Source organism: Veillonella sp. CAG:933 (assembly GCF_000431435.1).
In the GTDB taxonomy this organism is placed as follows: Bacteria; Bacillota; Negativicutes; order Veillonellales; family Veillonellaceae; genus Veillonella_A.
On sequence record NZ_HF986209.1, the window covers coordinates 1 to 11,759 of the forward strand.

Genomic DNA, 11,759 nt, shown 5'->3' on the forward strand with positions numbered 1-11,759 from the left:
AGCCACACACACTTTTTGTCCTATAAGCCTGAAATTGCATAGAACATATAATAAGAGGCTGACAGCAAATTGTTGTCAGCCTCTTTTGTGTGATGGGGAGCTAAACTTAGGGATAGCTCTTTAGTTTTTATTCTTTATTTGCGACAGTCATTTGTTCGTATTAAACGATTTTAGCGCCTTTTTTGTATTCTTCGCCGCCTGCATTAGGTAATAAACCGTAGCGTTCAGTCCAAAGGTTTTTATATTTCAATGCCTGGTTATGGATGCGTTCAACCTGAGATTCATCGGTACGAACTACTTTCGCCGGTACACCTACAACGAGGGAATACGGAGGAATCGTGGTGTTTTCCAACACAACCGCACCGGCAGCGATGATGGAACCGGTACCGATATGGCAACCGCTGAGAACGATGGCACCCATGCCAACGAGGACATTATCTTCCAAGGTGGAAGCGTGAACGATGGCACCGTGACCGATGGTTACGAAATCGCCGAGTACGCAAGCTTTATCGTCATCTACATGGAGTACAGAGTTGTCCTGTACATTGGTGTAGCGACCAACGATAATTTTATTTACGTCGCCGCGAGCAGCTACGTTTTGCCAGAGGGAGGCGTATTCTTTAAGCTCTACATCGCCGGCAATTTCAGCGCCCGGCATGAGGCAAGATTTAGGATCTAATTTTGGGTATTTTCCGTTAAAAGGTAACATAGTTAAAACTCCTTTACTAAATAATACATGGCCTCGGAACAATCAAAGGGGTCGTTGAGGCCATGGTAGGTCAATACTAAAGCTTAAGCAAAACGCTGTGCTTTTTTAATCGCTTCTTTTGCTTCGGCGATTACAGAATCAACGATTACTTTAGCCGGTTCAACTTTAGTCAAGCGATTTAAGCTTTGACCGCATTGTACGGCGCCATTTACGATGTCGCCTTCAACAGCCGCTTTGCGGTTAGTGCCGACGGACATAGCCGTTAATTCGTCTTTTGGAGCACAGCTGAATTCAGCTTCCAAGTATTTTTGCGTAAATTCATTTTTTAAAGAACGCACGCCGCCATGACCGCTGGTTAAACCGGTAACAGCAGAGTCCGTATCGGTTGCTTTGATGATGGCATCTTTACAGTTCTGATGCATCTGGCATTCTTCTGCCAAGATGAAGCGGGAGCCCATTTGCACGCCTTCGGCGCCCATAGTGAGGGCTGCAGCCAAGGCACGACCGTCAGCAATACCGCCGGCAATAACTACAGGGATATCTACTTCAGGCAATACGTTTTCCATGAGAGCCATGGTAGTCTGGGTACCGATATGACCGCCTGCTTCCTGGCCTTCAATGATGAGGGCATCAGCGCCGGCAGCAGCCACACGTTTAGCCAATTTAACGTTTGGTACAACCGGGATTACTTTGATACCGGCTTCATGCATCGGTTCGATGTAAGGAACCGGGTTGCCTGCCCCCAAAGTAACGAAAGCCGGTTTTTCTTCTTTAATAACGGCTACGATTTCGTCGATGTTCTTAGCCATTAACATGAGGTTAACACCGAACGGTTTGTCCGTCAAATTCTTAGCCGCACGGATTTCTTCACGTACCCAATCAGCTTCGCGACCGCCGGTAGCGATAACGCCGGTAGCGCCTGCGTTAGCTACGGCCGCTACTAAAATATGTTCAGACGTCCAAGCCATAGCGCCCTGGATAATCGGATATTCGATGCCTAAGAGTTCAGTCAATTTTGTTTTCATGTTCTACCTCCTGTAAAATGTAGATTGTTTATTATTATAAAAAATTGTGAATTTGTTTAATAAAAGAAGTAATTGAAAATCACTTTTATTTCCACTACTAATTATAAAGGAATTTAATGAAAAAGTCTATAAATAGAAATATTTCGATTGTTGTGTTGTTGGATTAAAAATAAATACTATAGACCTTTTTAAATGCACTTGATGCGGTATTGTATGCTGGACCAGCAAAAGACGATTTCATTACTCTAGGAGGATCATTGCTAGGTGGCAGTAATAGATTTCCGTTCAAATCATAAAAACCATTATCGGTGACCGTAAGACTAAGGCCATTATCTTTATCTTTTTCTTGAATTAGGATTTCGGTTAATTCATCCCTTATGTTGTATTTAGGCAAAGTGCTAGTATCTACATTATCCAGTATATAATTGACACTACGGTCATAGTTATAATTAGCAACAGTATTGATTTCTACTATTGCTTTGTTACTATAGGAAACGATATATATAGTATATTCTAATGTATAGTAAGGTGGTGAATAACGAAGTATTTTTATTGAGTCTTGGTTTAAATAATAGGTGTCATCGGATGTTTCGTCTGTTTTTAAGAATTGAGGCGAGTTTTGCAGTTCGGATAAGGAGATAGCGAAAGCTGAAGTAGCGAGAGACACCAGTAATAATGTTAAGAATAATATCCGTTTCATAGTTTTACTCCTTAATTGAAAATAAAATTGAGTATCTTTATATTTAATTATAGAATAAATCAAATGCTTTTTGTAGATGAAGTTGAATAAGAAATTAAAATGGATAAAAATATATTTTACTTAAAGAACGATGGCTAGTAAATTTATAGCAAAACGTTAAGATAAAACACCAAAAATAATAATAACAATATGCTACATTTTATTACGAGTTTTTCATGTCAAAAGTCTGACAATATAGATAGAATAAGGCTTAAAAAGGATTTAACAAATTTTGAAAAAAGATATTGAACATAATCGATATTTGTGATAGACTAAAGATGTAGATACAAGTGTCTATTCTAAAATGAAAGGAGGAACAAGTGATGGAAAAATACGTATGCGTAGTATGCGGTTGGGTTTATGACGAAGCCGTTGAAGGTGTAAAATTTGAAGATCAACCTGATGATTATGTTTGCCCAATCTGTGGCGTTGGTAAAGATCAATTCGAAAAAATGTAATTGATTGACATCTTAATCAGAAACTAAAAATATAGAAGCCTCCTTGCAAAAGGGGGCTTTTCTCTTCATTCTAAAATACACTTTTAAAGGCGTTGAGGGTCTCTTACGAGTGTATCTACGGTTATCTGTCTCCTTAAGCATAGATATTAAATCGGACGAGTATATTTTTATTAGAAAAATACGGCAAGAATGTAGATAACAATTTGACAAAGACATGTTAGATAGCTATAATATTATAGTCGAGGTAAAATTATGAAACTGCAAGTAGAGCAAGCAAAAGAACACATAGGAAAATCGTTTCCTTTTCAATTTACTGAACCGGCCACCGTGCTGGGGGATGTAACTGCTTTTCCTTGGAGCCGTCATGATATAACCATTAGTGGTGATTTTCGTTACGATGGACAGGATTTCATCGTAGAAGGAACCGTAACAACCAATGGTGATTACGAATGTACACGTTGCTTGACGGAAGTAGCGTATTCGCAGACTACACCATTCAATGAAACCTATGGCGTCCTTAAAGAATGGGACGATGTTGAGGAAGCCGAGGTTGTTCCTTTTGATGGTGAGACCATTGATTTAACGGATCTCATTCGGGATACATTAATCATCAATGAGCCATCTCAAGTGTTATGTCAGGATGATTGCAAAGGATTGTGCGTTCATTGCGGAGCAAATAAAAATGTTTCACCTTGTTCTTGTGAATCCTTTGTAGTGGATCCTCGATTGGCAGTGTTACGTACACTGCTCGATGAAAAAGATGATGATTAATTAAAAGTCCCAGTGATTATGTTAAGGAGGTGCAGATAATGGCAGTACCAAAGCGTAGATTGTCCAAATGTCGTCGCGACCGTCGTCGTGCGAACTGGAAATTAACTGTTCCAGGTTTTGTAGCTTGTCCGCAATGCCACGAACCTATGATGCCTCATCGGGTTTGCCCTACATGCGGTCATTATAAAGGAACTCAGGTTGTTAATAACATCGCTGAATAAGACCTGCTGAGCTAGTGAATAGCTCTTAATAAAGCGCGGTTATCCATCGGATAGCCGCGCTTTTGCTATGTCCGGATATTTGATTTGTGGACGATATAGTTTAATTGTGCTATAGTAGCAGTGAAATGTCTTATTAAAGGCATAGTATGTTAATTGTATTAGTGTTGATATAGACAGCAATATTTGGATGATAACCGTTAGATAAAACGGACTGAAATTAGTATTTTAATATATATGGCTGTCGGTATGAGCATTAGGCGCTACGAATAGGTTTTTAATAAGAAGAGGCATAAGGAGGTTACTATGCATCCGTTAACAGCGAATCAAAAAGCTTGGCAGGAAAAAGTAAATGAATTTTGTCGTGAATTTGTGGAACCTACCGTGATTGAACGGGATAAAGCGCAGATTTTCGATCGTCAATTGGTAGATAAGGTAATGGCTTTAGGCTTGCCTAAAATTGCTTGGTCTAAAGAGTATGGCGGCTTAGGCGAAGATTATATCAGCTATATGGTGGCTTTAAAAGAGCTCGCTAAATTTGATGATGGTCTTGCCATTACTCTGTCCGTTTGCATGGGGCTTTGTTGTGAGCCATTATTGCGATATGGTACTGATGAACAAAAAGAAAAATTTTTGAAACCCCTTGTTGCAGGCAGTATCTTGGGCGCCTTTGCATTGACTGAAAAAGAAGCAGGCACTGATGCATCGGGCGTACAGACTATGGCTGTAAAAGATGGTGATTTTTACATTTTAAACGGTGAAAAAATGTATATCACCAACTCCGGCGAAGCAGGCATGTATATCGTGTTTGCCAAAACCGATGCGGAAGCCAGTGCCAAAGGTATTTCGGCTTTTATCGTAACGCCTGATATGGAAGGGTTTACGGTAGAAAAACGAGATCCTATGATGGGCCTTCACACATCCACTTGTTCCGGTCTTACTTTTAAAGATGTAAAAGTTCCGGCAGCTAATTTGTTGGGGAATGAAGGGGAAGGCTATAAGATTGCTATGTATGCCCTTGACAGTAGTCGTATCGGCGTAGCTGCTCAGGCTACGGGCCTTGCGGAAGCTGCATTAGCTCATGCTATTGAGTATACGAAAGAACGCGTTCAGTTTGGTAAACCGCTCAGTAAATTCCAGAATACACAGTTTAAATTAGCCGATATGGCAATAAAAGTAGAAGCAGCTAATCTGATGCTTCACAATGCCGGCCAAGATAAAGCGGAAGGTAGACCGTATACAATTTCTGCTTCTATGGCTAAAAAGTTCTGCAGTGATATTGCCATGGAAGTGACTACGGCGGCAGTACAGCTTTTTGGCGGCTACGGTTTCTCTGAAGATTATCCGGTAGCCCGTTTAATGCGTAATGCCAAAGTTACCCAGATTTATGAAGGCACCAACGAAGCCCAGCAGATGGTTGTGGGCGGTTCTTTGTTGCGTTAGAAACGGGGCTTTGATTGCAATAATATAATGCTATTAAAAGAGAAACGAGCGGATTTTTCCGCTCGTTTTTTGTCGTTAACTGTTTATATTTTTTTAGTTATAATTCACACAAGGTGGGCTATTTCAACAATCCCATTTCATGGAAAAAAGCTTCATAGGCTGCCGCTTTTTTAGCAAGGCTTAACGGATAGGCGCGGGAGGTGGATGGCAAACGTGTTATGGTAACGGTTCTTGTCCCAAAGGTAACGGTAATGGTTTCACCGGTTTTAGGAAGTTTTGTTTTTTCAGGTAATAGGCTGAGTAAGACTTCCGTCGCTTTGCCGCCGGTGGTGCCGATATGTTTGCAATTCGGTAGTTTGCCTAAGACTTCTTCAATCGGCACCGGTTTTACTACTTTTAAGAAAGCATCCGACGCATTGCCGTGCTCGCGAATAGCTTGCCATACAGTAGGGCAGGAAGCGATACCTCTTTCGGCTAAAAATGCTTTGATTTTATCGGCATCGAAGGCTTTTTCTTCACCTTTACGGAAGTGGTCCGGATCATTAAAGAAAATCATGCCGTACACACGCCACATGTCGTTTTGAAAGTTTGGGTAATGGAATTGCATGGCCCGTTTATCGGCGGCCGGTGGAAAGGTACCCATCATCATAACCGTAGCATTGGAGGGTAATAATGGGGGAAAGGGCATGCTTTCCACAACCGGTGTTGCACTTGTTTCTGCAATAGTATTGGCAGTATTTTTATCTATGTTTTGATTGACTCTTTTGGCACACATAATAAAACAACTCCTTTTATGATGACTATCTATAGGCTTAGTATAGCACAGTACATAGAAGGAGTTGTTGCATTTAACACATTATTTAGTGTTTGATTGAGTTATTGGTTGCGCGTTTAATTTATCGACAATCCATTTGACCATAGTTTCGTTTACCAATTGACCTTGGTTACCGTGTGGTGCCTCGGAATTGGAAATGAATAAATTTTCCACACCATTTGAATTTAAAGCATCCCGTAAGCGATAGCTTTGGGCAATCGGTACCAATGTATCACGACCGCCGTGAGCAATGAACATTGGCGGGGTCTGTGGTGTTACCTGATAAACGGGACTACCGTTTAGAGCTAATTCAACATAATGCCAATCCGGAGATTGTGTGTTATGTGTTTCGTAAAGCTGTCGTAATACACCAACACCTTGGCCCGGTTTATTGAAGCCTAAAAGAATAGATTCATTGGCATCCGGAGCATCGTGAGTTTTGGCCGCTTTGGCAGTCGATTGTAGGGCCGGGTTCATTTCGGGCGCCATGGTCAACAAGTCCGTAGGGCCGTAATAATCGATGACAGCCGAAACGGCACTAGAGTATTCGGTGTTGCCGCCCACATTGCCTTCATAGGCAGGATTGTTATTGGTGGTAGCCAAAAGAAGCGCTAAATGAGCGCCCGCCGAGGTGCCGCTGATAGCAATGCGATTAGGATCGATGTTGTATTCTTTAGCGTGAGCGCGAATGAAGCGTACGGCACCTTTTACATCATAAATTTGATCCGGATAGGCGGCTTCGGAATTTAAGCGATAGTCTACTGAAACTAGGGCAATTCCGTGGCGAACTACTTCTTTGAAAACTTCCAAGGATGAACGGTTGTCATTAGCCATAAGTTGACCTGTAGCATCGCCGTAGGTATTCGGTGGCAGATTGCTCATCGAAGTAGGCGTATTGTTTACGGTGCTGTTTGCAGTATCATTAGCTGTCGGTTCCGCATAGGTTCCCGTAGCCCATCCGCCGCCATGTACAAAGACTAAAACAGGAACCGGTTCGGTTGTATTTTGCGGTTTGTATATATTTAATCGCAAGGCTTTGGTTTGATTGTTATATGTCGGTACGTTAGCGACTAAGATGTCCTGATAGGTGGGGGCAATATAGTCGTTTTGAGTACTGTTTGCTGTTGTTGTCATAGTTGGCACCGTATTGGCTGCATTGCTTGTAGCGGCCTTGTCATTAGTTAAAGGGAAGAGGATAAGCCCGGTCGTCAATAGTGAAACGGCCAAATAGGCTTTCAGTTGTAATTTCATAGTATCACCTTTTTTAGTAAATTACATATTATTTTTGAAAAGCCTCTAAAATATTTTACTTATATATTATAGGGGGATAGGGACTTAATTGCATCATACATGCTTATTTCTTAATGCGTTTATAGTCTTTATCAAAATAACGACCTTCACGAATATCGTCGGTCATGCCTTTATAAGGTGCTTCGGCAATGACTTCTTCATTATTTTGGCCGGCTTTTCTTATGTAAGTAATGGTAGCAAATTCAGGAACTAACAATTTAGGATATGTTTCGTATTTTTCACGGGATTCATGCATTAAGTCAATGTGTTCATTTTGATAGCAAACGGTGATTTCCGGATGATCTTCTACCCATTTAGGGAAGAAAATTGTGCTATGCATGATTTTTTCATTAGGCATAAAGTCGAGGGCTACATCGGTACCGGTAGGTTCGGTCCAGGTTACTTTGAAAACGCCGTCTGTTAATTTAACAATATTGGCTTCTTGATCGGTTACCCAACGGCCGGCTACCATGCCGCCGTGAATACGATAATCTACGGTGTGATCATTTTTGGCATACCATTCATATTCCCAGCCGTTATCATAAGTGTAAATAAAATGAGTGCCTAAAAAGTCGTCTAATTCTTTGAATTCCATAGTGATAACCTCCTACATATTAACATGTGATTAAGTGACTGATTGATGTTTTAATATTAAAATAACAACATGTAAATAAATACATGTTTATTTACACTTAGTATGTTATACTTAGTAATAGGAAAAGTCAAGCGATAAATATGGACTGACAGTTTAATCATTGGAAACTGTCATTTTGATACTAAAGAACTGTTGAAAGAGGTGAGTTGTCATGGCTCAAAAAAATACATTGCGCTATGTAATTTTAGGCTTATTGTCAAAAGAGCCTATGGCCGGTTACGATATAAAAAAAGCGTTTGAAGGGGAAATCGGAGATTTTTGGTACTCCAATCATAGTCAGATTTATCCCGAGCTTAATCGGATGGAACAGGAAGGGCTTATAAGCGGTCATGAAGCGATTGTAGGGAGTAAACTGACGAAGAAGAAGTATACCATTACCGATTCGGGTAACACCGTATTCGGTGAATGGCTGAATGAATCATTGAATGCATTGCCACCTACACGCGACGAATTCGCCATGAAAGTATATTTTATGGATTCCGCCGATCAGCCTTTATTGGTGACTTTATTTGAGGAAGAAATTGCGCGGCACGAAGAAAAATTAACCTATTTAGAATCTCGTTGGCAGATGTTGTTCGGGACGACAAATCCTAAAGAGCGATACTTTGGTCATTCATTGATTTTAGAGCGCGCTATTCGTCGTGAAAAAGATCATTTAACTTGGCTACATGAGGCTTATAATCGTTTACCCGGTAAAAAGTAAAATAAGGAGATTGCAATCCGTAACGGTTGCAATCTCCTTATTTTTATTAATAGAATTTTAAGTTAATACTATTTTAAGCCTGTTTTTCAATATATTGAGCAATGGCATTCATCAAATCGGCTTGGCTCATGCCGGAACGATCGGCTGCTTTGGCGATGGTAGCTTTTTTAGCCATAATTTTGCCGAAAGCGGTGTTTAGCATAGCAAAATTGCTGTTAATTTCCGGCATATGTTGACGGAGACCAGGTACTTGATCGAAGAGGTCAAAAAGACGAGTGTCCCCAGTGATGGTAATGCCTTTGACAGTAATTTCGTCCCCCATAGTAGCTGAAGTTTCGCTGTTTTGATCCTTGTCAGCAAAATTTGTATCAGTCGTAGCGGTGTTAGCTGCAGCGGCCGTAGCGGTACTGCTTGTAATAGGTGTAGCGGCACTATCGGCAGCAGCGGTTTCTGATTCTTCTTTATTACCGTGAACTTCATCGTCCCAAGTTAAGAGGGTACGAGAGCCTTCAAGACTACGGATACGTGTGCAATCTTGCATCATTTCAAGAACCCCTTTGAAGTTACCCTTTTCATCGCGCACAGCGGTGTAAAGAATGTAGATGAACGCTTCCGGCTTATTAATCCAAAATTCAGCTTTATCTTGTTCGCCGGAGCGGAATTTTTCAATAATTTCTTCTACCAAATGAACGCTCTTTGCAGGATGGCAGTTGCGTACTTCACGGCCGATAACATTGGCACTGCGAGGGAAAATACGATGTTTCGTATCACTGTAGAATTTAACCAGTTCGTTTTCGTCCACATAGGAAAGGTCAACCGGCATGTGTTTAAAGAGTAGGTTGATGCGTTCAAGGGATAATTTTCCGGTAGCTACATCGAGTTCTGTTTCAGGGGATGGGGCTGTAGCTACATTGTATTTACCTAGTAAAGCAGCTAATTCGCTCATGAAGTTTTGTTCGTTGTCGTTTGAGAGTGAGGGCGCATCGTTGACGGTTCCGTTGGCGGTCACATTACCGTAGAATGGTGGCGGCGTAATGAGGGCAAAGCCGATTTCGTGGTCGCCGCGGCTCATGTGGCTGAATTCATCATCCTTCACCAGTTTATACGCCGTCGGTAAGAGGACTTCCTGTTCTTTGTCGGCCAAGTCACGGAAAGCATCGGTCATTTTGGGTTGGAGTTCTAAGAATTTTGTGGTGTCATCGGCTTGTAAGAGGCGACGGCTTTCGCTGATTAAATCACGCACTTTGTCGTCAAAGGTCCACATGATTTTGGTAGGGCGGTCAAAACCGTATTTTTCGAGAGCCGGGTAGAGCTGGTTTTGTTTGCGGGACAGATGGCGGGACCACTGTGCTAATTTATCGTAAATACCGAGCCATGGATTTTTAATAAAATGAGGTGCTTTTAATAAAGCGTCTACTTCATCCATAACCGCGAGGCCTGCTTGGATTTCTTGCATATATACCCAAAGCGGATGGTTTTCCGGGTAGGTATTTTCGGCACGAATAAGGATGCCGTCGAATAATTCGAGAAGTTCATCCATGCGGTGGGTGATTTCTTCGTCTGTGTAAGAACCTTTTAATTGTTGCTCACCGTAAGCAAATTCGTCCGGTGTGCAAGTGCCGATGTGATCTTTTAACAGGGCACGGGCTTCTTTTAAACTTAACTGACCACTTAAATAGCTGTCCTTGATTTCAATCATTTTTTCGAGGCGTTGGTTGTTGTTTAAGCCTAAGGCTGTTTTCATAGATGTCATAGTTCTTCTCCTTTTTTCGGTTGCACATTACTGCAATTAATAGTTAAAATATATATAGGGATACTTTGTTGTAATATATGGTCCCAACGGTTGAGTTATGATCATGTTTTTATTATAATGAAGTTGAAAATAGTTTTCAGTAGCTGAGGCTACATAATCGCCGTATTTTTGTTGAATTTTTGTTGAATTTTTAGGGCTCATAAATTTTACTTGCATAAATGGCCATTGTGACATATAATTGTAACGAAGTATTATTACTTGGTCATAAAAGGTGGTACCATGAGTCGGATAAAAAAACAAGAGCGACAACAGTTATTGCAACAAAAACTGAATACTACGCCCTTCGTTACTGACGAAGAGTTGGCCATCTATTTTAATGTCAGTGTGCCGACGATTCGTTTGGATCGATTGGAGTTAGGCATTCCTGAATTACGGGAGCGCATTAAATCCAGAGTAGACGGACTGACGCCAAGTGGCAATAATCACAGCCATATTGAAGTGGTTGGTGAGCTTATAGATCTCACCGCCGGTGAACAAGGTCTGAGTATATTGCGGACGACGGATGACATGACCGATTCCAGCGGCTATGTGGAGCCTCAGTATTTATATGCGCAGGCTGATTCATTAGCCAAGGCTGTGCTGGGCATCCCCGCTTCATTAGCCGGTGTCGGCAATATAAAGTATAAGAATCCTGTTAAAGCAGATTGTAATTTGGTGGCCAAAGCCTCTGTCATGCGACAACGAGGTGAGAAGTATTTTATTTGGGTCACAATCAAAGATAAAGTTAAGGAAGTCTTTCGGGCGAAATTCATAATGGAGCCCATTCAGAATAGGGTGTAAAATATGAAAATTGCATTAGATGCTATGGGTGGTGATTTTGCACCGTTTGAAATTGTGCGTGGTGCAATTGATGCGGTTAAAGCCTTCCCTAATATTGAAGTAGTTTTGGTGGGTGACGAAGCACGAATTTATGAAGTATTAAAAGAATTCGGGCAGGAAAAAAATCCGCAACTCATTATTCACCATGCCAGTGAAGTAATTGAAATGAATGAACATCCCGGCACAGCTGTGCGCAAGAAGAAAGACGCATCGGTCATTGTCGCTACGCGTTTAGTTAAACAAAAAGTATGCGATGCGGTCATTGCGCCGGGCAGTACCGGGGCAGCCGTAGCGGCAGCTTT

General features: G+C 41.4%; 13 protein-coding genes and 1 pseudogene. 7 read left to right on the top strand and 7 right to left on the bottom strand.

Going from position 1 to position 11,759, the window contains the following annotated elements; genetic code table 11:
- Positions 1–160 precede the first annotated feature (160 nt).
- The 3 genes from QZL64_RS07755 to QZL64_RS07765 form a co-directional block, all read right to left on the bottom strand.
- Positions 161–709, bottom strand: a complete 549-nt coding sequence (locus QZL64_RS07755; protein ID WP_021841437.1) for a gamma carbonic anhydrase family protein — start codon at positions 707–709, stop codon at positions 161–163.
- Between the two features lie 83 nt (positions 710–792).
- A complete protein-coding gene (locus QZL64_RS07760) occupies positions 793–1,734 on the bottom strand; it encodes a nitronate monooxygenase (protein WP_021841438.1) in 942 nt (313 codons plus the stop codon).
- A 163-nt stretch (positions 1,735–1,897) separates the two neighbouring features.
- Positions 1,898–2,434, bottom strand: a complete 537-nt coding sequence (locus QZL64_RS07765) for a hypothetical protein (protein WP_021841439.1) — start codon at positions 2,432–2,434, stop codon at positions 1,898–1,900.
- Positions 2,435–2,796: 362 nt separating this feature from the next.
- Between QZL64_RS07765 and QZL64_RS07770 the strand changes: the two genes are divergently transcribed.
- From QZL64_RS07770 to QZL64_RS07785, 4 genes are all read left to right on the top strand, one after another.
- The gene (locus tag QZL64_RS07770; protein WP_006554990.1) at positions 2,797–2,931 is read left to right on the top strand and encodes a rubredoxin; all 135 of its coding nucleotides are present in this window, start codon (positions 2,797–2,799) and stop codon (positions 2,929–2,931) included.
- Between the two features lie 252 nt (positions 2,932–3,183).
- Entirely contained in the window at positions 3,184–3,702 is a 519-nt protein-coding gene (locus QZL64_RS07775) for a YceD family protein (RefSeq protein ID WP_006554989.1), read from the top strand.
- A gap of 38 nt (positions 3,703–3,740) precedes the next feature.
- Positions 3,741–3,923: a 50S ribosomal protein L32 gene (rpmF, locus tag QZL64_RS07780; RefSeq protein ID WP_006554988.1), complete on the top strand. Its 183-nt coding sequence runs from the start codon at positions 3,741–3,743 to the stop codon at positions 3,921–3,923.
- A 303-nt stretch (positions 3,924–4,226) separates the two neighbouring features.
- Entirely contained in the window at positions 4,227–5,363 is a 1,137-nt protein-coding gene (locus QZL64_RS07785; protein ID WP_021841440.1) for an acyl-CoA dehydrogenase family protein, read from the top strand.
- Between the two features lie 118 nt (positions 5,364–5,481).
- Here the strand turns inward: QZL64_RS07785 and QZL64_RS07790 are convergent, their stop codons facing one another.
- The 3 genes from QZL64_RS07790 to QZL64_RS07800 form a co-directional block, all read right to left on the bottom strand.
- Positions 5,482–6,051: a DNA glycosylase gene (locus tag QZL64_RS07790; RefSeq protein WP_156705599.1), complete on the bottom strand. Its 570-nt coding sequence runs from the start codon at positions 6,049–6,051 to the stop codon at positions 5,482–5,484.
- A gap of 168 nt (positions 6,052–6,219) precedes the next feature.
- Positions 6,220–7,428, bottom strand: coding sequence for an alpha/beta hydrolase (locus QZL64_RS07795; RefSeq protein ID WP_021841442.1), 1,209 nt, complete (start codon positions 7,426–7,428; stop codon positions 6,220–6,222).
- 103 nt (positions 7,429–7,531) lie between these two features.
- Complete coding sequence (locus QZL64_RS07800; protein ID WP_021841443.1) at positions 7,532–8,062, bottom strand: phenolic acid decarboxylase; 531 nt, start codon at positions 8,060–8,062, stop codon at positions 7,532–7,534.
- A gap of 211 nt (positions 8,063–8,273) precedes the next feature.
- Between QZL64_RS07800 and QZL64_RS07805 the strand changes: the two genes are divergently transcribed.
- Complete coding sequence (locus tag QZL64_RS07805; protein ID WP_021841444.1) at positions 8,274–8,825, top strand: PadR family transcriptional regulator; 552 nt, start codon at positions 8,274–8,276, stop codon at positions 8,823–8,825.
- A 73-nt stretch (positions 8,826–8,898) separates the two neighbouring features.
- Here QZL64_RS07805 and QZL64_RS07810 read toward each other — a convergent pair whose 3' ends face one another.
- On the bottom strand, positions 8,899–10,578 hold the full coding sequence (locus QZL64_RS07810; RefSeq protein ID WP_021841445.1) for a DUF438 domain-containing protein: 1,680 nt from the start codon (positions 10,576–10,578) through the stop codon (positions 8,899–8,901).
- Between the two features lie 279 nt (positions 10,579–10,857).
- On the opposite strand from QZL64_RS07810, the gene fapR reads away from it, so the two are divergent.
- Positions 10,858–11,418: a transcription factor FapR gene (fapR, locus tag QZL64_RS07815; RefSeq protein ID WP_006554981.1), complete on the top strand. Its 561-nt coding sequence runs from the start codon at positions 10,858–10,860 to the stop codon at positions 11,416–11,418.
- A 3-nt stretch (positions 11,419–11,421) separates the two neighbouring features.
- A pseudogene (locus QZL64_RS07820) lies at positions 11,422–11,759 on the top strand (phosphate acyltransferase PlsX); the annotation flags it as partial.

Excerpts from the sequence above, each read along its gene's own strand:
- QZL64_RS07760 (WP_021841438.1), bottom strand. The coding sequence starts at position 1,734 with ATGAAAACAAAATTGACTGAACTCTTAGGCATCGAATATCCGATTATC.
- fapR (WP_006554981.1), top strand. The coding sequence starts at position 10,858 with ATGAGTCGGATAAAAAAACAAGAGCGACAACAGTTATTGCAACAAAAA.
- QZL64_RS07770 (WP_006554990.1), top strand. The coding sequence starts at position 2,797 with ATGGAAAAATACGTATGCGTAGTATGCGGTTGGGTTTATGACGAAGCC.
- QZL64_RS07765 (WP_021841439.1), bottom strand. The coding sequence starts at position 2,434 with ATGAAACGGATATTATTCTTAACATTATTACTGGTGTCTCTCGCTACT.
- QZL64_RS07810 (WP_021841445.1), bottom strand. The coding sequence starts at position 10,578 with ATGACATCTATGAAAACAGCCTTAGGCTTAAACAACAACCAACGCCTC.
- QZL64_RS07800 (WP_021841443.1), bottom strand. The coding sequence starts at position 8,062 with ATGGAATTCAAAGAATTAGACGACTTTTTAGGCACTCATTTTATTTAC.
- QZL64_RS07775 (WP_006554989.1), top strand. The coding sequence starts at position 3,184 with ATGAAACTGCAAGTAGAGCAAGCAAAAGAACACATAGGAAAATCGTTT.
- QZL64_RS07805 (WP_021841444.1), top strand. The coding sequence starts at position 8,274 with ATGGCTCAAAAAAATACATTGCGCTATGTAATTTTAGGCTTATTGTCA.
- QZL64_RS07755 (WP_021841437.1), bottom strand. The coding sequence starts at position 709 with ATGTTACCTTTTAACGGAAAATACCCAAAATTAGATCCTAAATCTTGC.
- QZL64_RS07785 (WP_021841440.1), top strand. The coding sequence starts at position 4,227 with ATGCATCCGTTAACAGCGAATCAAAAAGCTTGGCAGGAAAAAGTAAAT.
- QZL64_RS07790 (WP_156705599.1), bottom strand. The coding sequence starts at position 6,051 with ATGCCCTTTCCCCCATTATTACCCTCCAATGCTACGGTTATGATGATG.
- QZL64_RS07795 (WP_021841442.1), bottom strand. The coding sequence starts at position 7,428 with ATGAAATTACAACTGAAAGCCTATTTGGCCGTTTCACTATTGACGACC.
- rpmF (WP_006554988.1), top strand. The coding sequence starts at position 3,741 with ATGGCAGTACCAAAGCGTAGATTGTCCAAATGTCGTCGCGACCGTCGT.